The organism is Dyadobacter chenwenxiniae, from assembly GCF_022869785.1.
Classification (GTDB): Bacteria; Bacteroidota; Bacteroidia; order Cytophagales; family Spirosomataceae; genus Dyadobacter; species Dyadobacter chenwenxiniae.
On record NZ_CP094997.1, the window covers coordinates 2,658,789 to 2,683,816 of the forward strand.

The window sequence follows — 25,028 nt, forward strand, 5'->3', positions numbered from 1 at the left end:
TGCCTATCAGTTGTAGCTATTGTACTAACCGCGGTTTTTGTTCCGAAAAGTCATTGCGGACATACCTGCAACCTTGGTAAACAGCTTTGAAAAATAAGGGTAATCTTCATAACCAAGATCAAAGGCAATTTCCTTCACCGGCTTATCTGTGTGATAGAGCAAACGTTTTGCTTCCAAAATGATCCGGTCATGGATAGAATGTGAAACCGAAAGACCTGTTGTTTGCTTGATACACTCGTTGAGATAAGCTGTGGAAATATTCAGCCGATGGGCATATTCACTTGGCCGCTTTGATGTGCGATAATCCTTTTCCAATAGCTTTTTGAAAGATTTGCTGACTATCTCAAACCTCGAAGGATGGGTTTCCGTTTTGGTTTGACATAAAAATTGAGAAGTCAAAAAGGCGACCAGGGTATTGCAGCTGTCCTTCAATAGGGAATAGTATAGTTTGTTATTCTTTTGTATCGAGAAATTCTGACACAGTGAAAAGATAGTCGAAACCGTCGTGTGGGATTCCTCCGTCAGGATCAATGGCTTTGCGGGAACGATATCTTCCAAAAAATCGAGATAATCGGGATTTAAATCTTCATTCTTTATTGCCATTGAGCTGACGGTAATGTCCCCGAAATCTAAAATTCGATGCACTTGGTTGGGATGCATATAAACAACTGCCGGCGCTGTTACATGATAGATCTGAAAGTCAATTTCAATAATTACTGTGCCCTGTTCAACAATGTGGAAAGTGTGTCCCTCATCGCGATGTGACCGTTTGGCTTCTTCATACTGTACCTCCGTTCGAAAATCAGATCTTTTTATCGTCATTCTATCAATAGAAATCCCTTGACCGGGGTTATCGGCCATTGAATTAGTGGGTATTCTGTGACTGATTTTTGACATTTTGATCAGCAATATACCCAATGATCCTACGATTATTTCGTTTGGCCGTCTTCGCGGAATGATATGGCAAATAGCTCCATTGTTTTACTTCGGCCTTTCAGTAGGTTCTCTCCAACAGATCTTATTGCATATGTGGCTGGAAGTTGAAGCATTCTAGCCAGGTCCCCCGATACCAAAAGGTCAGCACCGAAATGGTTGCAGAGGCCCTGGATCCGCGCGGAAGTATTAAGGACGTCACCTGTGAAGATGATTTCTTTTTTCAGCGATCCGATTTCCCCGGTAGTCACCATACCAAAATGCAGCCCAGCTTTAAACGCCGGTAAAATTCCGAACTTACTGTTGTACTTCACCTGCTGCTTCTCCAAAGCGCGTTTCATAGCGAAGAAGCATTCAATACTGTTATTTTTCTTTAGACCGTCTTTTAGTTTCCAGCAGACGATCATCTCATCACCAGCATATTGATAGATTGTGCCAGCATAGTCTATAACAGCCCCTGAGAGGTCAAAGAAGTATTCTTTTAACATCTCGAAGTACATGACATGGCCAAGATTTTCCGCGATTGTAGTCGAGGACTTCATATCCAGGAACATAAATATTCTCTCTTCCTCTACGGGATGATGATACGTTCCCAAAAAAAAATTGCTCAATGTCCCTGATCCAATACTTTGGCTAAATTCTGCGTAGAACTGTGTGATGACAACAATCGAAGCAATGTAGAGCAAAGTGCTGATTACCGCGTAGTCAGTTAAAAACGCCCGCGCTGGAGATGACAGATTTTGAAACGAGTGTGGCTCATGCGTATCTAGCGCATTGATTAACATGATGGTTATTAAAAAAATGACAACAATGATTAAATAAATAAGGGATTTAAATACAATCTTTCTGGTGAAGCTGTTTTTTATAAAACACTTACTGAAATAACCGACCTCAAAAATGCCGGTCAGCATACCCATCATCAGGCCTGTGGCCGGAATGGTCAAAATGTTTCTTGCAAAATTATATTCAACGCCCGTAGAAGGATAATGGTCCAGATCTCCAAGAATACCTTTCTCCAGCATGGTATAAATCAGGGCAAAAACAAACCACAATACTCCAAAAGGAATGACACGGGCAACATCTCTTTTAGTTTTCGGTGACAGCATAGATTTAGGTATTAAGAACTCGCTTTCAAATTAACCATCAATTATCTGAAATCCCCAAAGGTCTACTGGCGACGTTATACTACTATCCTTTCCTAAACTCCGAAAGCCTTTTTTATAAGTGCAAATTTCAACTTGGTAAATGGAAAGTATTTAAGCGGAAACTCTAATAAGGTTGGGCGGTGTATAACACTCTTAAAGTGTGAGAAGGTTTTAAAACCAGCTTCTCCATGATAGTTGCCCATCCCACTGTTACCTACTCCCCCAAATGGAAGCGACTCATTTACAAAGTGCATAAGAACATCGTTTACCATGCCTCCGCCAAATGAAATTTCACCCCATATCTTTTTACGTAATGAGCTGCTTTCAGAAAACAAATAAAGAGAGAGTGGCTTAGGCCGGGCTTTAATAAATGTGATTGCATCATCAATGTTTTCATAGATCATTACAGGTAGAATCGGGCCAAATACTTCGTCAGCCATTATTTTATCGTCTTCTGTTACATTCACAAGAACCGTAGGGGCAATAAATCGTTTTGAGCGGTCATGATTACCTCCAATAAACACTTTGGTTGGTTCAATCATGCTGGTAAGACGGTCAAAGTGCTTTTCGCTGATAATTTGCGCATAGTTATCATTTTCAAGAAAAAAATCTCCCTTTGCTATTTCATTTTTAAGGGTGCTTAAAAAGTCGATCTCGATGCTTTTATGAACCAGTACATAGTCTGGTGCTACGCATGTTTGACCTGCATTCACAAATTTGCCCCATACCAGCCTTTTTACGGTTGTTTTAAGATTAGCATCCGGAGCGATAATTAGTGGACTTTTTCCACCGAGCTCAAGTGTAACCGGCACAAGATTTTTGGATGCCGCCTGGTACACAACTTTTCCAACCGGAACACTTCCAGTAAAAAATATTTTATCAAAAGGCTGTGAGAGAGCCTCAGTTGTTACGTCCACCCCACCTTCCAGTACAGCAAAGTAAGATGGATCAAAATTGTTGGAGATAATATTGGCTAATGCAGCGCTCGTATGTGCTGATAATTCGCTCGGCTTCATCACTACGGTGTTGCCAGCCACCATAGCTGCAATGGCAGGCACCAAAGTAAGATTGATTGGGTAGTTCCATGAGCCGATAACAAGGCAGCTTCCCAGGGGTTCCGGAATAACATAGCTGCTGCCCGGAAAGTTAACCATACTTGTACCGGCTCTTTTTATTTTAGACCATCTGCCTACATTTTTAATAGCATCGTTTAATGCAACATATACTCCGGCAAACTCTGTCAGAAAAGTATTATAACTTCCCTTCTGAAAATCTTTGTAAACAGCTTCTGTAAGCATTTTCTCATTCGCTTTAAGAACAGTCCGCAATTTTTTTAATTGTTCCAATCTAAATGCTACCGGCTTTGTTGCATTACTATTGAAGTACTGCTTTTGATTTATTATTATTGATTTCATGATCGTAATTTTAATTATTAATAATTGTAGTGAAAGTGATTTACAGGCTGAACTTCTGTTCAATATCAAGCGCAAACGCTTTTCCTTCCTTTTTAAGGTGTTTGCGTAAGAACAAGCCGCCCAATCCATTGAACCAATTAGCAATTCTTAAAAGAGCATTGGGATAGTCGACACCTATCATGCAAATAAAGCGGCAACTTGTGGAGGAAACGGGCTGTACATACATTTCCCAGGGCACACCCACTGTTACAGGAAACCATCTCCATATATACACTTTGCTTTTTGCAGAATACATCTGGATACTGTTGGCAGCATGACTTTTTAATTCATAGTTTTGGATGACAGAATCCATCCCTATGTTTTCAACATTCGTCATAAAAAATTTCTCATTCCTGAAATAACTGCCTATTGCTTTGTGAGCAGGCGAATAGGAACGATAATCAATATCGTTCATTTCAATAAACCATTTGTAAAGATCAATTTTCTCCATTGGAATGTTAATGGGAAAATTTTGAACAAAGCGTTCGCTGTACTTAGCCGAAGGCGTTTGTTGTTGGAAGAATTTGTTTTTCATATCATTTGATGTTTATGATACAAAAGTGCTTCCGGCAAGCCGCCCAAAACGTTGACGTTGGTTAAGAAAACAAAAAAGGAGCTATTTTTTCAGCAACCTTTTACGCAATCTGCTGAGAGATTCAGGCTTAACACCCAAATAGGAAGAAAGGTGGAACTGGGATACCATTGCGAAAAGTTCAGGCTGAGTAGACAGCAGGTGATTATATCTCTCTTCCGGAGTCATGAACAAAAGCATTTCTACTCTCTCATTCATTTGGAGATATACCTTTTCGGATACAAGCCTTCCAAAATTATTCCATGCTGGTGAAGTAGCGTAGAGTTTTAGAATTTCTGTTTTGGGCAATACTAAGAATTCGCTATCCTGCATTGCCTGCCAAAAGAAATGTGACGGTTTCTGCAAAAGGAAGCTTTGAAAATCAACAAAAAAATCATTTTCGAAAGTAAAACGGTAATTTACCTCATTACCACTATGATCTACAAAAAACATCCGTAGAAATCCCTTGGTTAGAAAGTACACATTTTTACAAATTTCACCCTCCTTCAAAATGTAATCGTTTTTTTTAACTTTCTTATATTCAAGGATTGAGGGCAGTAATTCTAAATCTTCTTCACCCATTGGGGCCACTGCACCTATAAACTTCTTAATAGCTTCGATGCTTTCCGACATCTCTTGCTCATGTAATACTTGATTTGATTTTTTTGAGTGCATGAGAGTTGATATAGACAGTAAAAATTATGTATTATTCTTCTAGAATAAAGATTTGCTGCACTATAACATTAAAAATTATAAGGTATAGACTGATTGTGATACAAGCGAACATGGCCCTTAGCGGGGGGGCCAGAATTGTCCTGGTTTATCATGAAGCCTATGTCATGATAGAAACTACTAGTTTTGGTTGGCCATGATGACAATAAAACTAGCCGGGGTTTTACAATCACGATTAAATGATAAACATCCATTTGCATCGGCGGTTAATAGCATCTTTTTGCTATTAATAGTAAGGTCATACCGGCTTTTAGGTGATAAGCCTTTTAATGTAAAAGTGTAATTGTCTTTGGAAGCTACCGTCCAGGCCAACCCTTTCGGCAATGCTTCTTCGAGGTTTAATTTAAGCTGACTTTTTGTGACTGCCTTTACTTGTAGTATGAAGTTCTCGCGATTCTGCGGATATATATTGAACATTTGACCGTCGTTGCTTGCCCCGAAATTTTGCTTGCTCTTGATAGTAAAACGTTCCGTACTCAAACTGTAATCTCCTACATTCAGCTTTACCTGGTAAAGGATATCGCGCAAGCGGTAGCTAAATTGCGTACTATTCAGCTGTTGGCTAAGATTGGGTTCAAGTCCCATCCTATTCCACTTTGGACGTATCCCGTAAATATCGCGATAGAGTGCGGTGATACTGGTGCAAATGCCCGCAAGAATATCGTCTCCCAGGCCAAGCTGCGTCGTGCGGCTGTATCGTTGCGAAGAAAGGCCATCCTTTTTATATTGGTCAAGCAATTTGTTGATGTATTTCAGGGCAATGCTCTTATCATACTGGGTGTAAGCACGAACGCCCAAATAGCCCCAGGTCGGAAATATATCGCCGTTCTCGTATTTCGGAAACGGCCAGTTGCCGGGTGATACCTCAGCCTGTGTAAATGAATCAAAGCACAGTGGCCAGTGAAAAAGATTTTCCTGAGTGGTACGCTGCTCTATTTGATCAAGTAATTGCGTAATGCGTTCCTGATCGTCACAAAGGCCAAATGCGATAGCCGCAAAATTGACGGGTGTGACCAGGTTGTCACCATGTACCGAACCATCATTATCACGCCAGTAAACGTACCGCTTCTTTGCCGCCGACCAAAAACCGCCTTCTTCAACGGGTTTGTTAAATGCCTCTTTCAGTTTTGCGGCAGTTGCCCGGTAATGCCTTGCTTTGTCCTGGTCCCCCAATACTTCCTCACAGTTCGCCCATAAGTTCAGCGCCTCAAACATCTGCGCATTTACAAAAGCATTTTCATAGCTCGCCCAAACAATATCCAGCCAGTCACTGGCTTTTTTCTCGGCGATATTGTTGTTCATCATTTCAAAAATGCCGTTGTGGTTGGCATCACGGCTGATGAGCCAGTCGAGCGCCTTCTCGCATGCGGCCTTGTGCGAACGCAGCCAGTCCAGATCACCGCTCAGATCGAATTGCTCGCTGGTGTTGATCACATAGCCGGGCTGCGAATCGATGGTATACCCCCACATGGCTTCGTAATAGCCCGTTTCTGCATTGTAAGTACCCGGTATCTCGTCTCCGGGAGCATTATGCCAGCGCGAGAGTACACGGCCATCGGCTTGCATGGCCAGGTCGCGTTCCTGGTTAAGAGTGGCCGCCATGTTGGCAGTGTAATTGCTATCGTAAAGTGCCATGCCGATCTGCGAGAAAAACGGTTCATGAAGACATTTCCAATTGGTAAGCCATCCGTTGGCGCCAATAATATTGTTGTCAACCACACCATACCGCCCCGTCGTATTCATTAACTCGCGAACAGTTTCGGCATTAATACCGGGTAATGTCCCACGCGAGTATTCCTTGAAATAGTCAACATATTCCAGCGAAATAGTAGCGCTTACAGTACCTGCTTCAACGTTAAACGGTGCAAAGACATCAGCCTTACCCGAAACAAACCTGCTCAGGTTATGCCGTTGCTTCAAAGGCTTTTCGCTAAGCTGCTGCGTACAGGTGAAGAGATTATTTTCGTTTGAGAATTTTGTTGAAAAATTTTGATTTACCTTGGCTGGCGTGGCTATCCGTAAGCCGTTTCCCGATTTGTCATTCCAGAAGGTCACGCCCCCTGTGTGAACGCCATACGAATCGTCATTCCGCTTTAAATATTTACACCAGACCATCCCGCCGTTGTCCAGGATTCCGCCTTTCCAAACATTCAGTCCTGCAAAATTCCATTTTGGAAAAGCAACTTCTTGTACCTGGGCAGCATTACTGTATTTACGGGTAATCTTCCAGTTAATAAGAGAACCTACAATCGTAAAATCCCAGCTTTCATCAACCATTAGAGTGTCGTTGCCATAAGTTATATGGGTTAATGTAATGCCATCAGATTTACGTGCAAGCTTAACATCGCGTGCTGAGGTTGAGCTGAAAATGCGCTCTCCTACTTTCATACCCGTAAAGGCACCACTTGTTGATAAAGTTTGCTGGCCATTAACCACGAGTTGCCTGACCGTACACCCGGCACCATAATCGATCACCAATGCTAATTTCTTACCGGGGACACTCAATGTGACTGTTTTTGCTTTTTCCTGAAAAACAATATCGTCCCTATACCCGTCAGCGAATGCAGTGATATTTAAAATTAGCAGAACTATGAAAAGAAATGTTGATTTAGGATACATGTCTGGGGAGATTTATTGCGCTTTTGAAATATACTTGACCGCTGACGATCATTAGGAACCCGTCTTGACGCTATATCGCTCCGTGAGTAAATCTTTCATATAGCAGTTGATATCAAATTGGTCTGCAATGCATTTATCCGTGAATGGAATCATCTGCATATACGGAAATGGTCCGAACTCGGTGGTGAATGTCAATATATTCCTGTGTTTCTGTCTGTTGACTGCTACAATCGCATCCCACCAAACTAAAAACTGGTTTAATGCATAAGCCCATTCGGGGGATCTTGGATCGGTCACCTGCGGCCCTTGCTCATAGCCCACACGCGCATGAACGTGCCGCGTCCTGTCGATAGCTTCGTATAAAACTGGTTCAAAACTGCCTAGCATACTTTCTGTCACGCATACCCAGTGCGAAAAATCAGCCGTTATTTCCAACCCCGGGCGCTGAGCGAAAAGCGGTTCCATAGACTGCGGCGAATACCCCATCCGGCCGCGGTGCGTCTCATGTACGATCGGCATGTTTGTGGTATCAGCTATTTCGGCGGCAATATCAATCAGAGCGAGCAGTTGATCCTGCGTAAAATAGTCCCTTCCCGTATGTGAATTGATCAGTACGGGAGATGTGTTTGCGCACTCCATCAGGTTTCTTTTAAAACTGGATTGAAATGTTTTAAAATCATCCCCCCTCGCCTCGTGCTGATGCGCAACAAAAACAAGCCCTTTTTTTTCGATTTGATCCAAAAGGATTTTCTTGGTTTTTAGGTCCGGGGGTAGCCAGGTATCAATGCCATCATAGCCGGCATCAACGATTTTTGAAACAAAGTCAACCACTTCAAGGTGCTCATGTCCCCATTGTGGACTTAGAATCTTGATATCCATTCGTTAATTCTGAATTTTGATTGGCAATGGAATCCAGGCAAGCCCAATATTCCTTTTCATGTGGCTGATGCTTTCGCCGGGCGCCGCATCGTAAAGCAATGCAAGCTTGTTGCCGGTCTGGATGACAGTCGGCATGCCAATGGCACCTTTCGACCATTTGCAATTCTGTTTGTCGAGCACAATGGCTTTGTTCTCTTTTTGCCAGTGAAGCAGGTCCTTTGTCCAATACACCCAAATCGCATCTGTAAACTCGGTCCCTTTCTCGGTGATGCCAATGTGGTTGGTGAAGAGATACCATGTTCGTTGGCTCTTATCGTAATAAAGACTTGAATTCTCAATCTGCTCATCCAGCGGCACGACGGGGGTCTCAATAATATCCCAGCCGCCATTCAGGTCCTTAGTTCGGGCAATACCTACCGTGCGTTTTACAAGCTTGTCCTTCGGAGCCGATCCGCTGAAAAACTGCAGGAATTCATTTCCATGCTTTACAATGAACCCCGGACTGGCAGTTAATGCATAAAAGGTATTGGGCTTGGTTGTAAATGGCTCAACATCATACTGTTTGATCCAAGGTCCTTCCAGCGATAATGCTTTTGCCTTCAAGGTCAGATACGGAAAGGAGGGAACGCGGTCCGGGGCAGCTGTTGCATTGGGAGTGCCCAGATAGAACATGTGCCAGGTATCTTTATCCTGAATCACCCAAGGCGACGATGCGCTTTTGGCGTCCATTTTAGTCGAATCGCCAAGGTCGAGCATAGCGCCCTTCTTCTGCCAGTTTTGCAGGTCGGTACTCGTAGCCAGGCAAGCCTTCCAGCCGTCTTTTCCAGCGCCGTCGTAAAACAGATAATAGGTGTTGCCTACTTTATTCAAAACAGCTTCGCGTGCTCCATACACATCGCAGCTATCCTTCCCATCACCATATCGCATGACAATACCTTGATCCTGACATTCAATCCGTTGCGTCGCTGGCGGTCTGCCGTCCATATAATTTTCATGCTGCGAATACGCGTCGATTGTGCTGGTTAAACCAACAAACAAACAGCAGAATGATGTGAAAACATTCATTTAATGAAGGATTACGAACGCCGATAAATCAAAGGATTTACCGATTCTTTATTCAATAAACTGCCAATAGATAAAGTAGCCACTTCTTCGTCACTCAGGATATTCTGAATACCATTAAAGGTGTTACCATCGGGCATATATGCGCAGGTCATGGCACGCCGGTATCCCGGGGTCATATTGGCATGCGCGCCGTGAATGGTGAGTCCGTTGTGAAATGAGCAGCTGCCTGCCTTCATCGGAACAGCCACGGATTTAGTTTTATAAAACTGCGGATAAGTGGTAAAAATAGCGCCCATATTTTTGCCAATACCGGGGTTTTCAAAGGTGGTCACCTGATGTGATCCCGGAATGAAAAACAGGCAGCCATTTTCGAGCGTAGCATCGTCCAGCGCTACCCAAATAGATAACGCCCGGCGGTCGGTGAATGACCAGTACGGTGTATCCAGGTGCCAGGATGTCGGATTAGCCCATGGCTTTTTAATCAGCGCCTGATCGTGCCAGATGCGTATTCCGTCTACCTCAGCCAGTTGCGCGGCCATCTTTCCAATGCGCTCGTCGAGCATCAGTTTCCGGATTCCGGCATTGTCTTGCCAGAGGTTAAGTAGCTGATCAAATACATTATCATAATATGATTTATCCGCATCATCGCCTTTGCCATACACTTCTTTCCGGCCAGGCAGCTTATTCCCATTCCGATTGACCAATGCTTCATCCAAAGTAGTTCGCCATTCAGCTAATTCCTGCTCCGACAAAAAATTCTCAATAACAATAAAGCCATCTCGCTGGTAATTTGCTACGTCTCCGGCTGTTATTTCTGTTTTCATATTTTACGACAATAATATTTAAATGATAGTTTATTTGACTTTCAAGAATAAAGTGAAAGCCAATGTATTTAATTAAAGAAAACACCGGAAAGAGCTGCATTGGGCCCGCGCACATGGTTAATGCGCACACGAACTGAGCGATCGACTTTAAATCGCAGGTATTTGCCATTCGCATAGTTGTCGATCACCTGCACAGGTGCCAGTAATTCCAATGTGTTGGCGTCGAACAGTTCAATCGCCGAGCGGCGACCTTTGCGGTCCCAGTCAAGGAAGTAGAGTGTCAGGTAGTACGGGGCCCGGTTGCGTTTAAAAATATCCAGTGTGAAGGTTTGAAGTGTTGGCCGGGGGTCCTGCGTCACAAAGGCGCTGACGAATCTTTCCCCAGCCACTTCCTGCTGCAATGCACGTGCATCGGCTGCCTGATCCTCCCAGGTCTGGTTAACTGCCCTGATCACCCGCAGCGAATCGATGTAAACAGGCTTTCTAAGCGTATTTTCTTTCGTGCTCCGGCCCGCCAGCAGATAGCCGTCTTTCCCAAACCTGGCTTTCCAGTTGCCGCCAGTCGTGGAATCAACCGTAAATTCCGTTACCGCATACGAGAGCTCATCCTTATCGGTTCTCGAAGGGGACGGCAATGATTTTCCATAAGTGATCCTGATCCGGTAACTTCCTGATGGAAGGTTATGCAAATAAACATACTGCGCGTCCTGGTTTTTGATTTTTACCGGGCGGTTGTTTACCAAAATCCCTTTGATCAGCCGCCCGTTTTTGGGAATACCTATCTTGCTCGCGGTAGTGCCTGCCGGAATATGTACCTCACAATCGCCCGTAACAGAATTGAACGACGCTTTGATGATACCCCACGGCGTTGGTACATCCCCCTTAACCCACGTAAGCGATTCATTTAAAAACGGGATGATGCTGAATGTTTTATAGCCTGGTGTAACAGGCCGCACGCCCAGTATTTCATCAGATAACCATCTTGATACCCCGGCTCCCCAGGGATGGGTCAAACTGGTGTAACCACACTGATTGTTAACAGGCGCACTATTCGGGGCCAAAGCCTCATTCCACGACGGCCGGAACACTTCAAAGAATGTGGTGCCGCCATACGAAATTTGTCCGCCCCACTGATCCCTGATCGTAGTGAGCGCTTCCGTCATGTAACCAGCTTTGGCCATGCCTTGCAAGATGAAGTATTGGTTGAAGGGTGAATACGACAGCCGCGCATTCCGGTCTTTAAACCATTTTGCGGCTAAGTGATGTATCGTGGATGAGGGGCCATTTCCAGCATTGATCACCTCGGCTAGCGCGTGTACGCCGTAACTGGTGAGCTGATCATCCGAGAGCTGCTTTCTTTTAGCATCTGCATACCTGCTGTACTTCTCCGCAAGTGACGCGTTGCCAGTGACCGACATGCATTCCGCAAATTTTGACCAGGCGTTAATGCACAACCAGCGATAAGCCCATTGACTTTCGGGAATGTTGGGCCGCTCAAATCCGGCACCGAGCCGCTCGTCCCAGCCCATGAAGCTCAGGTTGGGCAAATTGTCAAAGTGCACGTACGCGGCGTCAAGCCGTTTTGCAGCATTGTCCGCGTAAGCTTTCAGAAAGGCTGTATCACCGGTGCACCTGAAATAATCCAGCAGGCCCAGCACCCAGTACATCGAGTAGGCCGCAATACCATTGTCCTGAGGAGCGGTGAATGCAATATTCTTTTTTACAAAATCAAAATTACCAAATGCTGCCATAGACGCTGCCTGTGAGGGATATGCATCGCCGGTCCAGGAATGCCGGTCGCTGCGTTCCATCAGGATCGCTCCCAGGTAATCCTGCAACACATTAAGCTTTACTGTATACGCGCCCGTATACCAAATGCGGTTAAGCAAGGTATCATTGCAGGAAAAGCTGCCCAGATAGTTGACGGGTTTGGTCTGGCAGATAAGCCGGAAATTGGTAAGCTTCCAGGGTTTGGAGAAAGTTTTAACATGCAGCCACGCAAACCGGACGCCTTCATACAACTGCTGATTCAGTTCGAGCCGGTAGGTATTCCCATATCGAACGGGTTTGAGGGTTTTGACAGGATGCTGAGCACCTGCATTCAGGATAGCCGGTTCCTTGTACTCACTGATGCTTAGCTGCACCTCACCATCCAGGTCCTCTGAATCAAATTCCACCCACCCGGCATTCACCTGGCCAAAATCAAATTGCACCTCCCCGGTACCCAGGATCGTAATGCCCGACTTCTCTATCCGGAAAGCGCCGGAAGGGCTGGCAACGGTCTGCCGCGGCAGGAGGGTAAAAATTTGCAGACTATCGTCGGCCCCAGGATTTGTCCAATGGTAACCAATCATGGGATCCGGCGAATCCCTGATCACCTTCGCATTCAATTCCCCGCCATGCAAAGGCCGATAAGGCTCTTTGATCTGCCCGTGCCCAGGCAAAGTCCATAAACAGAGCAAAAGCACCAATAAATGGTTAAAAATATTCGCTCTTGCCCGCACTATAACTCGAATACGCATTAATCAGTTTGTTTTTAATTGGTAAACTTAACCCTTCATCAGGCCGAATGACTCCGGCCTGATGTATATAATAGCCTTATGAGTTCATGGATCTACAAGCAAATCAATAGCCCGGGTTCTGCACAAGTTCAGTGTTGATTTGTGTTTCTCTGAATGGAATGGGATCCAGCAACTTTTCCGGGGTTACAGTAAAGGCGGCGGGAAGAATCCAGCCATACTGGGCTTTAAGCCGTTTACCTTTGGCTGTTGCCACTTCAATGGCATTGCCGATCCGGATCAGGTCCTGCCAGCGATGATTTTCAAAGGCAAGTTCATGCCGCATTTCATTTGCAACAGCATCCAGTGTAGCAGTGCCCAGCTCAGTAAGCCCGGCTCTGCGGCGAACCTGGTTCAGGTAAGGCAAAGCGGCTCCGGCCTTATTTTGCTGTACCAGACATTCAGCCAGCAGCAGCAGCGCTCCGGAATATCGGTAAACGGGAAAGTTGTCGGGCGTATTAAAGGCAATGTCATAAGGCGGATGGAAGTACTTACTGATCATGTACCGGAATGCTTTTCCTGCCTTGGGCGTATAATTGACGGGAGATGTAAGCAGTTCGGCCGTGAAATCTTCCACGCCGCTGATGGTTCCCTCGACAACGGCAACGGAAGCGGGCAGCCTCAGGTCTCCTTTTTCGTACGAACTTACCAGCTCATCGGTAGGTACGTTCCAGCCGCTGAAAATATTCATCCGGCCTCCATCAAATCCCATCAGAAACTGGGGATTGGTTACTTTGGGCATAAACTGCCAGGCAAAAGCACTCTGCTGGCCACTCACCTGGTCAGCCATATATTGTACGTCAAAAATAGACTCCTGATGATTCTTATTTGCAGGGTCAAATACTTTTGCGTAATCGGGCAGGAGTGCGTAATTCATCTTCGTAATGTCGAGCAGCTCTTTTTCAGCAGCGGCATAGTCCCTGTTTTCGCCCGACATTAGCGCGTAAGCCAGTAACATCTTTGCTGCTCCCTTTGTAGCACGCCCGTTTTGCGGAAAAGTGGTGGCAACAGGAAGCAGGTTGATAGCACTTTGTACATCGGTTTTGATCTGGGTATATACCTCAGCAGGTGTATTTCGGGGCTGGAACGACTCCTGGGAATTGGTCACTTCTTTTAGCTGAAGGGGTACACCACCAAAATGGGTTACCAAGCCGAAGTAGTAATAGGCCCGCAGGAAAAGTGCTTCTCCAAGCATGGCATTTTTGGCATCGGCCCTTATACTGGTATTGGCATCCAGCCGGTCTATGATGGTGTTGGCATAGGCAATGCCCCGGTAACTGGCTCCCCATCGGCTGCCGGGCGTATTGGGAATACTGGAAGCGGTTGCATCAATAAGAAACTGAGGATAGGCTTCCCGGGATTTATCCAAACCTCGGTTGGCCTGATAAATGGTGAAAAATGTATTGTCCGAGCGCATTTCGCCATCATACACACCGATATCCGTAAGCTCACGCAGCGGTGTATACGCAGAGTTGATTGCCTGCCTGAACTGATCTTCGGTCTGGTAATAAGTAGCCGAACTTAAACTCGTCGGCGGAGTAAGATTCAGGAAGTTTTCCTTACAACCAGCCAGGATGACGGCCAGGATTCCACTTAAAAGTATTTTTTTCATAATTGTCATGGTTAATCAGAAAGCCAGGGTCAGAAATTAACGTTAAGGCCAAGCGTGTATACTCTTGCAATGGGGAAAGCTGTAAAGTCACGGCCCAGATTCAATCCGTTCAGGCCCGCCAGACCGACTTCGGGATTCATGCCCGGATATTTGGTGAGCATGAATGGATTTTGGGTACTGAAATACGCCCTGACGCTCTTCACAGTTGTTTTGCTGCCAATTGGAATGAGATACCCAAGCGTAATATTTTTGACAGCCAGATAGCTGCCGCTGAAAACCTGACGGGTAGAAAAATTCCGGAAATCGGCCGTCGTTCCTGCCCTGGTTCTAGGGTAAATGCCATCGCCCGGATTTTCTTCTGACCGCCACCGCCGCGCGACACCTTTGCGCACATTGAATACACCATCAATATTTTCGGTAGACTGAAATGCATCGTCGGCAATATCATTGCCGACCGTCCCGGCAACAACGATGGATAGATCAAGCTTTTTGTAGCTCAGCGTATTGGTCATCCCATAAACAAAATCCGGGTTGGGATCACCTATAAAAGTCCGGTCGTTGATGTCAATTTTTCCGTCCGGCTTTCCATCCGGCCCGCTGATGTCCGCAAAACGCGCAGTACCTACCATAGACGTGGCCCCGTGCGGCTGGCTTTCAAATTCCTGCTGCGTCATGTATACGCCCGTATTGATGTACCCATAAAAAAGACCAATGGGGTTTCCTACGGCTGTGCGGTTGTCGTCCCAATATTCCTGATATCCGCCGATCGGGGCGTCATTGGTGCCCAGCTTACGAACCAGGTTGCGGTTAAAGGAGATATTGAAACTAGTGCTCCAGTTGAATTTCCCTTCGATGTTTCGCGTATCAATGGCAAACTCATGTCCCCAGAAATCAAAGCGCCCAATATTTGAAGTCACAGCTGGGTAGCCAGATTGTACGGGAATGTCAATGGCATAAAGCAGGCCATCCGTTTTCTTTTTGTAATAATCGTACGTGACATTGATACGATTATTCAGAAACGCAAGATCGACGCCGAAGTCATACCCAGTGGTCGTTTCCCAGGTTAGGTTGGAGTTTCCGATACCTGCGAGCGCCCGGCCCGAGGCCAATGCATTGTTCAACACATAGTTTGCCGGGTTGACTCCGGCCAGGTACGTATAGTCACCGATATTGTTGTTTCCAACCTGGCCATAGCTGGCCCGCACTTTGAAAAAATCAATAAACTTGTAGCGTTTCATAAACTGCTCGTCGGAAACCACCCAGCCAAATGAAGCCGAAGGGAATGTGCCGTAGCGATTGTTTGGACCGAACTTTGAAGAACCATCACTGCGAAAAGCCAGTGAAACCAGGTAGTTTCCTTTGAAGTTATAATTCAACCTTCCCAGGTAACTGATCAGCGAATAATCACTGGCACCTACATTCCCGATCCGGTTGGCGGCTACGTTCAGCCACTGAATGCTGTTGTCCGGAAACTGGCTGCCATTGATGTTGCTGTTTTCGTTGGTTACCTTTTGCGTTGTATACCCTACCAGAGCTTCCAGGTTGTGATTGCCGAAGGCTTTATTGTAGGTCAAAGTATTCTCTGACAGCCATGACATATAGTTGGCCGTGTTATAGCTACCTCTGGCCGATGCGGCCGGCGTAGGTCCCCCCAGAATAGTTGACGGCTGGAACAGCCGGTTAATGTCATTGCTGGTGTTGATATTGATGCTGGATTTGAACGTCAGTCCTTTCAGGATCTGATAATCTACATATGCATTTCCCATGAGTACCATATACTTGGCCGGGTTAACCGTTTGCTTAAGTACCTGGTAATAATTGGGTGTGGAAAACATTCCGGGTGGTGCAAAACCGATCGGATAAGTACCATCATCATTCCTGTATTTTAAAGTGGGGTCCGACAAATATGCTACCTGAATAATGTTGCGGCCCTCGCCAAGTCCAGGGGTTATGTTTGTAACATAGTGCGTGGCGCCCAGATTCAGACCAAAACGTAATTTCTCCGAAATCGAGAAAACATTGTTGGCCCGCACGGTAAAACGGCTGGCCGAGTTGTTGAGCATCACGCCGTCCTGTTTGTTGTAGCCTAAATGAACAACTGACTGTACCGTTTTGGCGTCCGTAGAAAAGGAAAGGTTATAGTCCTGAATGGCAGCCGTCCGTAACAGCACATCAAACCAGTTGGTTCCGTCGTTTGGGCCATACTGCTGCGGATTCCGGTATTGCTCCGGAACCCCGCCGGTGTAGCCTTCATAGAGCGCAGCATCTTCATAATATTCCTTTTTGAACCGGGCAAATTCCGGGGCGTTCATCAGATCGGGCTTTCCTCGGTCGGATACCGACTGTACGCCCACGAAACTGCTGAACTGCACATTTCGCTGGCCGTTTTTGGCTTGCTTTGTAGTTACCAAAATCACCCCGTTCGCGGCGCGAGAACCGTAAAGCGATGCTGAGGCCGCATCCTTTAATACTGTAATGGATTCGATGGCATCAGGATTAATTACGTTCAGGCCGCTCGTTGTTGGGAAACCGTCCACTACAATCAAAGGATTATTTCCTGCATTAATGGAAGCAGCTCCCCGGATCCTGATGCTAAGTTCTCCACCAGGCTGTCCTGAATTCTGATTGATTTGTACACCGGCCAATTTCCCCTGAAGCCGCTGGCTGATGTTAGTAGCCGGAATGTCTTTCATTTCAGTTGCCTTGATACTTGCGACAGCGCCTGTCAGCTCACGTTTAGTTTGGGTGCCATAACCTACAACCACCACTTCATTTAAGTTGGTCTCATCAGTGGGTAGCTGAATGTCCAGAACATCCGCATTGTCAACTTCTTGGCTTGTGGTTTGGTAACCAACAAAGCTAAAAGTGAGGGTACTGCCTGATGAAGCCTGGATAGTGAATTTCCCATCCACATCGGTAATCGTACCCACCTGGGTGTCTTTCACTACCAAGCTAACTCCTGGCAGCGGACTTCCCTGCATGTCACGGACAGTACCCGTAATATTCCGGCTCTGGGCAAACAACGCGATGTGACCAAAAAGGACAAAAATGATTGTAAAAATGGCGGGATAGCATATCCGGTCGCCCAAGTAAATTTTCTTCATACGGCAAAGGATTTAAGTTAGAATGGTAAGCTACAACAGCAATTTTCCGATTCTAAATTACACTTTGCTAATATGGCAAATCGCTAAAGATCTCGTATATTTATCAGAAAGTACAAAATAATGTTTGTTTATGGCAATTTGACGAAGTAATGAACGCAAAAAGATCAAAAAGTCCGTTGCGGGATATTTAATAGACTCAAAGTCTGTCGATATTCGCCGGCGGCCTTGTGTGAGAGGAAATTGAAGAAATCAATTATGACAAATAATTATATAAAATACTTAACCGTAGGAAAGACAGAGGAAGATTGGGGCATGTACCTGACAACGGTAGGATATTCAAAAGTTGAACCGAATCAGCAATATCCCAATGAACCGCACCCTGATAGTCATAAACTAACATGGAACAGAGGAAGGATCTTAAATGACTACTACGTCATATTCATAACCAAAGGCAAGGGTATATTTGAAGCAGAAAATCTGCACCCTACCGAAGTTACAGCCGGGCAATGTTTCTTTCTTTTCCCAGGGGTATGGCACCGCTACAAACCAGATTCAAAATCGGGCTGGGAAGAGTATTGGCTGGGTTTCAATGGTTATTATATTCAGCAACTGATGAAGAATCTTAGCTTCAATTCGGCCAAACCTTTCGTCGATATTAAATCCAACAAAGAAGTTATTGAGCTATTGCTTCGGATTTCTGACCGGGTTAAAATTGCCAACCTGGGTTATCACCAGCAGATAGCCGGCATCACCCTTCAGCTGCTGGGAATATTACATACTATATCGAAGTTTAAAGTTTATGATAACGATCCGGTTGGTCGATTGATCGCAAAAGCTGAATTTATCCTGCAAGAATCCCATGAAAAACAGGTGGACGTAGAGAATTTAGCTGGTCAGCTACCTATGAGCTATTCTGCATTCCGTAAAGCCTTCAAACGGATAACAGGTTTCTCGCCCAATCAATATCATCTGAACCTTCGCTTGTCGCGTGCGCGCGATTTGCTAATTAATACAAATTTGAATATCAGCGAAATAACTTACCAGACAGGATTCGATTCTGTTTTTTATTTTTCAAAGGTGTTCAAGAAAAAAACTGGTATATCGCCTATGGCATATAGAAAGCAAGCTATCACTTAATGCCTTTAGTACATTTTAACATCAATCCTTGTTACTAAAATGAACAATTTATGCCTAAATAAACGTCATTGCCCATACAAATGATAGTTGGTGAAATTTCGTTTAAACGACCGAATTTTTAGACAACTCCAAGCAGTTACAAAATGAGCCTTATTTGTAAACTTCAAGAATCTTATGCACGAAATTTCAGGATTACATTGCCGTGATATAAGTACGAATATTGGACCTTAGATTTTGCAAACATTATTTATCTCCCCAGAAGAAGTTTAGATCTCAAAGTAGGCGTTAGCAGATGGAAATAAGAGGTTCGCAGATTATTTTCTATCATCACGAGCATTCAAGGTAGTTTTGAGCCATAAAAGACTAGAATCATGCGCACCTTCCTGATAAGTTTTGCTCTCTTAAGTGGATTATTAAACCGTGACTTGGTTCATGCCCAAACAAGCCCCACTTTTACGTATACCTCTAAGAATGTAATGATTCCTATGCGTGATGGCGTTAGGCTGTTCACTTCGATTTTTGTTCCCTCTCAACATCAAGACGATCTCCCGTTTCTAATGACGCGCACTCCATATGATGCTGTGCAATCCCATGACCCGAGTCACAATGACTACATAAAAGACATGGCAAGTGAAGGCTATATTTTTGTTTTTCAGGATATTAGAGGGCGGAATAAATCTGAGGGTAGATACGAGATGCTGCGACCTAGCTTAATCAACGGCCAAGTAGGAATAGATGAAAGTACAGATACTTATGATACAATTGATTGGCTCCTAAAAAACATTGTTGGAAACAATGGTAAAGTTGGTATGTACGGTATTTCGTATGATGGTTGGACCACATTAATGGGAATAATCCGGCCACATCCCGCGTTAAAAGCTGCATCACCACAGGCTTCTCCAGCAGACATGTTTCTGGGTGATGACTTTCACCATAATGGTGCTTTTCGGCTGAGTTATAGTTTCGAGTACGCATTTAGTCAAGAAGCCTCTAAGACCGACACACTTTTTCCATTCAATTATTATGACACCTTTGACTGGTACTTGCAGTTAGGACCACTTTCAAATGTTAATGGAAAATACTTTCATAGCACCCTACCCTCGTGGAACAACTTTGTAAAACATCCAAACTACGATGGTTTTTGGCAGCGCCAATCTGCTACCGCTCGACTTAGTTCAAACAATGTACCAATATTGAACGTGGCGGGTTGGTGGGATCAAGAGGATTTTTACGGCCCCCTATCCATATATCAGGCATTGGAAAAAATCGATAAAGATAAAATAAATCAACTGGTCATAGGCCCCTGGCATCATGGGCAATGGGCATATTGGCTCGGAGAAAAGCTAGGAAACATAAATTTTAATTCAAATACTGGTGAGACCTTTCGAAAGGAGATTCAGGCTCCTTGGTTCGCCTACCATCTGAAAGGGAAAGGCAAAGGTTTCACCTCCGAAGCAGTAGTATTTCAAACAGGAAGCAATCGTTGGCAACATTACGATAAGTGGCCACCAGCAGCAATGAGGGTGAAGAACCTATATATTCATGCAAATGGTAAACTATCATTTACAAAGCCCACCAATAAAAATGATGCGTATGATTATTACATTTCAGATCCATCGCATCCAGTCCCATACAGGAACAGGCCTATCGAACCGACAAATTCCAAAGATTCCAGGTGGCGAGCTTGGTTAACCGAAGACCAGCGTTTTGTAAAAGACCGTCCAGATGTCCTTAGTTGGCAGACTGATCCACTTGAAGATGATTTAACGGTAACGGGCCGTATCTTGGCTAACCTATATGCTGCTACTTCTGGGAGCGATGCTGACTGGATCGTTAAGCTGATAGATGTTTATCCAGAAAATATCCCTGTTGAACCTACGATGGGTGGATACGAATTAATGGTTGCCAATGAAGTCTTTCGTGGTCGTTATAGGAAAAGCTTTGAATCACCGCAACCAATTAAACCGAATCAAGTGAATCTGTACCCGATTGATTTGCACCAGATTGATCATGTTTTCAAAAAAGGTCACCGAGTTATGGTCCAGGTTCAAAGTAGTTGGTTTCCCCTAATTGATCGCAATCCACAATCATATGTTCCTTCAATTTTCACGGCCAAACAGTCTGATTACAAATCAGCCATCCATAAAATCAGTCGATCGGAGCGCTTCCCAACCCACATACAGTTGCAGGTAACAGAATAATATCAGATGACTCAATGCCGGTAAGCGGGAAAAGTTTTTCTTACGGATGCCAAACGAATCCTGCAACTGTCTGATAAAGCAGTCCGCAGTGCCCGGCAGGTCGGGGCCCAGCAGCAGGTAATTAGCTGAGGGGTTTTTAAACTGATACTTCCTGAGCGTATAATGGGAATGCTCAATCTTTTTTCAGCCCACTTCCCGCTGTTAGAGATTAAAATAGTTGAGCTTCCAAACCCGGTCCAGGTTCAGCTTAGCGTAGCTAATGAGCAAATTGACTTAGGTTTAAGCGTACTGCCGCTGGTTAGTGAAGGACTGATAGCCAACCAATACACCCAAGCTGATTATACAATCCTGATGAACCGGGAGCATCATTTGGCTGGACAAAAGGCTTCAAATTAGCTGCGCTAAAAAAGAAAAGTGGATTGACCATGGACCAGAAGCAGGGCTCTTTTACGGGCAACTGGAAGAAGTTTGTCGTAAAGCGGGTTTTCACCGAGAAAGCAACATGGCGCAGTATGTGCCATCGTTTGAACTACTAAAAAGCATGGTTAGGTCTGGAAAAGGGATTGCCTTTATACCGGCATCTCTTGATTTGAAGCAGGAAAGCAATCTCATTTCCATGCCTATTGTAAATCCCGATGGAACACCATTTAAAGAGATTGTGATTAAGCATGTTCTTGTTCACAAATCAGAACAGCCTTCACCGCTGGTACAAGCTCTGAGTGGCCTTTTGAAATCCCAGATTCGCTAGAATTTTGAACGCTTGGTTTAAATTTATGTACAATGATTTTAACAACTGGGAAAAGTACATTTTAACCCAGGTACTGACAAAGTTTTATGAACTTCAAATACCAATAGTAGCCTTGCTTCACGGATTTTAGCTTTATTGAAGAGTGTTTGTTGGATTTCATTTTAACCACCGTTGGCGTTGCACAACTCTCAAAATGACATTTAACTAGTTGCGATGACGAGAGAATATTTGGATATGCTATTTAAATTTTTGAAGATGAGCTTCGATCTGAGCATCTCGCACAGATATCATATTCTTTGAATCGTTAGTAAGTTCATGGTTGAGCGCTACATCCGTTTCGAGACTTGTATGTCTGTAGAGTGGCGATGGATTGTACTCGACAAGCAATTGAATTCTTCTAGCCTCATGAGGCCGGGCAATTTTATTGACGAAGTAAAAGCCTAGATCGATTCCTGCTGTTACCCCGCCGCAGGAGATAATATTACTGTCTTCGACAATACGCTCGTCAACTACAATGGCACCAAACTTTTCAAGGGCCTGGTACGCGTTCCTGTTAGTTGTCACTTTCTTATCAAAGAGAAGTCCACAGAACGCTAGAATTAGCGAACCTGTACATACTGTGAGAACAAAACCGGCTTTTTTACAGACTGCCTCGACGATTCGAAGGTTATCTTCACTTTTATAAAATTCTATCTGCCCACGACCTCCCGGAATAAGAAGGACATCCAATTTCGTCTTCACCGTCAATATCAGAGAAGGCTCGACGAAGAGCTTGTTTCCAACATCGATCGGGCCTGGCAAACAGGCAACATTTTGAACATCCCATGCTTTAACTCGGTCTAAAATATCCATTGGACCGAACGCATCTAAGGCAGTCACTTAGTCATAAAGCAGGATCCCAATTTTCATGAATTTGTGATATCAGAATTTATAAAGTAAACCATCATTAAATATGGCCATGCCATTCATATTCAAAGCGAACTGCTATACGGGTTGTCTGTAAATGCCCAAAGTTCTTTTTTAAGCTTGCAGTCAAGTTCTTTCTCCCATTTGTTTACTAAAAATACTTTGACTTCTTCACGGCCCGAGATAAATTCCGACCGATTGCGCCATTCTGTATTAAGGGTATAAGCCATGCATACTACTTCAGGATCGCGGCTATTCCATGCTTGCTCTGCAAGCATAACTTTCTTCACCGCTGAATCGTAGCTAAAACGGTGGTACTGGGTTTTTAATTTCCATCACTTCATTTGATTTATTTGTTATTTGCAAAAAGTCCGGCAGTATCACACCCAAATATCTTATTTTGGAAGGGTGGAGAGAAACTTCAGTATTTCATTTCCTATCTCCTGTACATGGGTTTCTAACGCAAAGTGGCCAGTATCATAAAATTTTACTGTTGCGTCAGGAATATCTTTTTTATAGGCCTCAGCTCCGGCTGGAAGAAAAAATGGATCTTTATTTCCCCATACAGCAAGCAATTTGGGTTTATTGGCTCTAAAATACTTTTGAAACGATGGATACAGATCAACATTTGTTTTATAGTCTTTCAACAGGTCAAGCTGAATTTCTGCAGATTCTGGCCTATCCAGAAAATGCTGATCCAAAATGTAAGCTTCGGGGGCTACAAGCGATGAATCGGTAACACCAGTAAAATACTGGAATTCTGTTCCCTCCTTGCTATAAAAAGACCTTAGCGCATCTCTATTTTCCTGGGTGTCATTTTCCCAATATTTCTGGATTGGATTCCACCCCGTACTCAGTCCTTCTACATAGGCATTGCCATTCTGTGAAATAATCCCCGTAATTTTCTTTGGATTTGCAAGTGCCAGACGAAATCCGGTTGGTGCACCATAATCGAATACATAAATTGCAAACCTTTTTAAACCTAATTCATCTATAAAACCCTGCATTGTTTTGGCCAGATTTTCAAAAGTATAGGTATAAGTTGTACGATCTGGCAAATCAGTATTTCCAAATCCAGGAATATCAGGGGCTATAACGTGATATTTTTTGTTCAGCATTGGTATCAGATCCCGGAACATATGGGATGATGTTGGATAACCATGCAATAATAATATTGTGGGTGCTCCTGCCGGGCCTGACTCTCTATAAAATACGCCAAGTCCGTTTACATTTACTTTGCGGTGATGTACAACTCCAACTTCTAAAGCAGGACTTGTTTTAACTGTGTTTGATTGTGCCATAATTTCTGTTCTCCCTAATAAGCCAGTCAGGATTATCGTTAAGGCTATTTTTAGATTTTTCATTTTTTCCTTTTTTTATTCAAAAGTAAACCTGACATTTAATCATTCAAAATGATTTATAAAGATACCATATATCTCAGTTTAAGATTTATGAACACGAATGACCTTAATTTATTTGAAGCCGTTGCACATTATGCCAGTTTTACAAAGGCTGCTGAAGCTATGTTTACAGTTCAATCAAATGTAACTACCCGTATAAAAAATTTGGAAGAGGAGTTTGGCGCACTGCTTTTTACCAGAAACAACCGCAAGGTCGAATTAACTCCGGAAGGTGAAAAACTGATTCGCTATACCAAGCAAATCAACCATATTTTGGATGAGGCAAAAAGGTCGATTGGTAAAAGTGACATCGTAAAGGGCCAGATTAAAATTGGATTTTTGGAAACCATGATGACCCTGAAAGGGCCTGAACTTGTTAATGAACTTGCCTCTAAATTCCCATTTGTTGACCTTGATTTTAGATCCGCGATGAGTGCCAGCCTAATTAGTGATGTGTTGAATTATAAACTAGATGCAGCATTTATTCCTGCTCCTCTTGACATTCCTGAACTTGAACAAATTAGAATAAAGGAGGAACAGGTCGTAATTGTTGCTCCTGCAGATTGTGAAAACCTGGATATTCTACTTAAAAAAAACCCGCTTAAAACAATAGTTTTCGATCAAGGCTGCGTCTTTAGAGCTAAACTTGACTCTTGGCTTGTAAGCAAAGGTATTGCCCAATATCATAAAACAGTAATGAATTCCATTGAAGGCGTTGTAAATTTCATTGAATCCGGTATTGGATTTAGTGTTATGCCAGAAGAAATCATAAGTACTTTTTATGGTAATAGAAATATAAAAACATTCCCTCTGCCAAAGGAGTTGGGCCTTATGACAACAATTTTGGTCTACAGAAAAGATGTGCCGCTTTCACCTGCTTTAAAAGCCTTTATCAGCATTAGTGGCGGAACAAAAAGTAACAACGGCGATAAATAAAGATTTCACATTCAATTCGCAATGTCGAATTGGTGGGCATCTGATTACTCTGCATTATATTCTGGAAACAAAGCGGGAGTCAATGTAGATTGACGATCTTCTTCGCTCGATTTGATGGGTTATACTATCCAGGCCAAGCCCAAAATAAAGGGCAATGAATTTTTCATTTTTTACGAATTTAAAGGTCCGGCAGCCATGACAGCC

General features: G+C 44.0%; 20 protein-coding genes. 5 read left to right on the forward strand and 15 right to left on the reverse strand.

The annotated features are described in order from the left end of the window. Positions 1-24: 24 nt before the first annotated feature. From MUK70_RS10970 to MUK70_RS11025, 12 genes are all read right to left on the reverse strand, one after another. Complete coding sequence (locus MUK70_RS10970; RefSeq protein ID WP_234658601.1) at positions 25-861, reverse strand: helix-turn-helix domain-containing protein; 837 nt, start codon at positions 859-861, stop codon at positions 25-27. 68 nt (positions 862-929) lie between these two features. Continuing rightward, positions 930-2,039 carry an adenylate/guanylate cyclase domain-containing protein gene (locus tag MUK70_RS10975; protein WP_234658602.1) on the reverse strand — a complete coding sequence of 370 codons (1,110 nt, stop codon included), beginning with the start codon at positions 2,037-2,039 and terminating at the stop codon, positions 930-932. Between the two features lie 92 nt (positions 2,040-2,131). Further along, positions 2,132-3,493, reverse strand: a complete 1,362-nt coding sequence (locus MUK70_RS10980) for an aldehyde dehydrogenase (protein ID WP_234658603.1) — start codon at positions 3,491-3,493, stop codon at positions 2,132-2,134. Between the two features lie 40 nt (positions 3,494-3,533). Continuing rightward, on the reverse strand, positions 3,534-4,067 hold the full coding sequence (locus MUK70_RS10985; RefSeq protein ID WP_234658604.1) for a hypothetical protein: 534 nt from the start codon (positions 4,065-4,067) through the stop codon (positions 3,534-3,536). 81 nt (positions 4,068-4,148) lie between these two features. Beyond that, a complete protein-coding gene (locus MUK70_RS10990; RefSeq protein ID WP_234658605.1) occupies positions 4,149-4,778 on the reverse strand; it encodes a Crp/Fnr family transcriptional regulator in 630 nt (209 codons plus the stop codon). Between the two features lie 177 nt (positions 4,779-4,955). Continuing rightward, on the reverse strand, positions 4,956-7,454 hold the full coding sequence (locus tag MUK70_RS10995; protein ID WP_234658606.1) for an alpha-L-rhamnosidase-related protein: 2,499 nt from the start codon (positions 7,452-7,454) through the stop codon (positions 4,956-4,958). A 51-nt stretch (positions 7,455-7,505) separates the two neighbouring features. Continuing rightward, complete coding sequence (locus tag MUK70_RS11000) at positions 7,506-8,333, reverse strand: sugar phosphate isomerase/epimerase family protein (protein ID WP_234658608.1); 828 nt, start codon at positions 8,331-8,333, stop codon at positions 7,506-7,508. A 3-nt stretch (positions 8,334-8,336) separates the two neighbouring features. Further along, positions 8,337-9,398, reverse strand: coding sequence for a glycoside hydrolase family protein (locus MUK70_RS11005; protein WP_234658610.1), 1,062 nt, complete (start codon positions 9,396-9,398; stop codon positions 8,337-8,339). Between the two features lie 11 nt (positions 9,399-9,409). Further along, positions 9,410-10,222, reverse strand: a complete 813-nt coding sequence (locus tag MUK70_RS11010; protein ID WP_234658611.1) for a phytanoyl-CoA dioxygenase family protein — start codon at positions 10,220-10,222, stop codon at positions 9,410-9,412. A gap of 68 nt (positions 10,223-10,290) precedes the next feature. Beyond that, positions 10,291-12,744: an alpha-L-rhamnosidase C-terminal domain-containing protein gene (locus MUK70_RS11015; protein WP_234658613.1), complete on the reverse strand. Its 2,454-nt coding sequence runs from the start codon at positions 12,742-12,744 to the stop codon at positions 10,291-10,293. 103 nt (positions 12,745-12,847) lie between these two features. Further along, complete coding sequence (locus tag MUK70_RS11020) at positions 12,848-14,392, reverse strand: RagB/SusD family nutrient uptake outer membrane protein (protein WP_234658615.1); 1,545 nt, start codon at positions 14,390-14,392, stop codon at positions 12,848-12,850. 29 nt (positions 14,393-14,421) lie between these two features. Beyond that, positions 14,422-17,496, reverse strand: coding sequence for a SusC/RagA family TonB-linked outer membrane protein (locus MUK70_RS11025; protein WP_234658616.1), 3,075 nt, complete (start codon positions 17,494-17,496; stop codon positions 14,422-14,424). Positions 17,497-17,736: 240 nt separating this feature from the next. Between MUK70_RS11025 and MUK70_RS11030 the strand changes: the two genes are divergently transcribed. From MUK70_RS11030 to MUK70_RS11045, 4 genes are all read left to right on the forward strand, one after another. Next, positions 17,737-18,633 carry a helix-turn-helix domain-containing protein gene (locus MUK70_RS11030; RefSeq protein WP_234658617.1) on the forward strand — a complete coding sequence of 299 codons (897 nt, stop codon included), beginning with the start codon at positions 17,737-17,739 and terminating at the stop codon, positions 18,631-18,633. A gap of 371 nt (positions 18,634-19,004) precedes the next feature. Next, a complete protein-coding gene (locus tag MUK70_RS11035; protein ID WP_234658618.1) occupies positions 19,005-20,834 on the forward strand; it encodes a CocE/NonD family hydrolase in 1,830 nt (609 codons plus the stop codon). A 168-nt stretch (positions 20,835-21,002) separates the two neighbouring features. After that, complete coding sequence (locus MUK70_RS11040; RefSeq protein WP_234658619.1) at positions 21,003-21,230, forward strand: type 2 periplasmic-binding domain-containing protein; 228 nt, start codon at positions 21,003-21,005, stop codon at positions 21,228-21,230. Between the two features lie 61 nt (positions 21,231-21,291). Next, the gene (locus tag MUK70_RS11045) at positions 21,292-21,582 is read left to right on the forward strand and encodes a LysR family transcriptional regulator substrate-binding protein (protein WP_234658712.1); all 291 of its coding nucleotides are present in this window, start codon (positions 21,292-21,294) and stop codon (positions 21,580-21,582) included. A gap of 237 nt (positions 21,583-21,819) precedes the next feature. Here the strand turns inward: MUK70_RS11045 and MUK70_RS11050 are convergent, their stop codons facing one another. From MUK70_RS11050 to MUK70_RS11060, 3 genes are all read right to left on the reverse strand, one after another. Further along, positions 21,820-22,461, reverse strand: a complete 642-nt coding sequence (locus MUK70_RS11050) for a DJ-1/PfpI family protein (RefSeq protein ID WP_256464072.1) — start codon at positions 22,459-22,461, stop codon at positions 21,820-21,822. Positions 22,462-22,553: 92 nt separating this feature from the next. Beyond that, positions 22,554-22,766 carry a DUF1348 family protein gene (locus MUK70_RS11055; protein WP_310590041.1) on the reverse strand — a complete coding sequence of 71 codons (213 nt, stop codon included), beginning with the start codon at positions 22,764-22,766 and terminating at the stop codon, positions 22,554-22,556. Between the two features lie 117 nt (positions 22,767-22,883). Next, complete coding sequence (locus MUK70_RS11060; RefSeq protein WP_234658621.1) at positions 22,884-23,852, reverse strand: alpha/beta fold hydrolase; 969 nt, start codon at positions 23,850-23,852, stop codon at positions 22,884-22,886. A gap of 48 nt (positions 23,853-23,900) precedes the next feature. Between MUK70_RS11060 and MUK70_RS11065 the strand changes: the two genes are divergently transcribed. Continuing rightward, a complete protein-coding gene (locus MUK70_RS11065) occupies positions 23,901-24,824 on the forward strand; it encodes a LysR family transcriptional regulator (RefSeq protein WP_244784798.1) in 924 nt (307 codons plus the stop codon). Positions 24,825-25,028 lie beyond the last annotated feature (204 nt).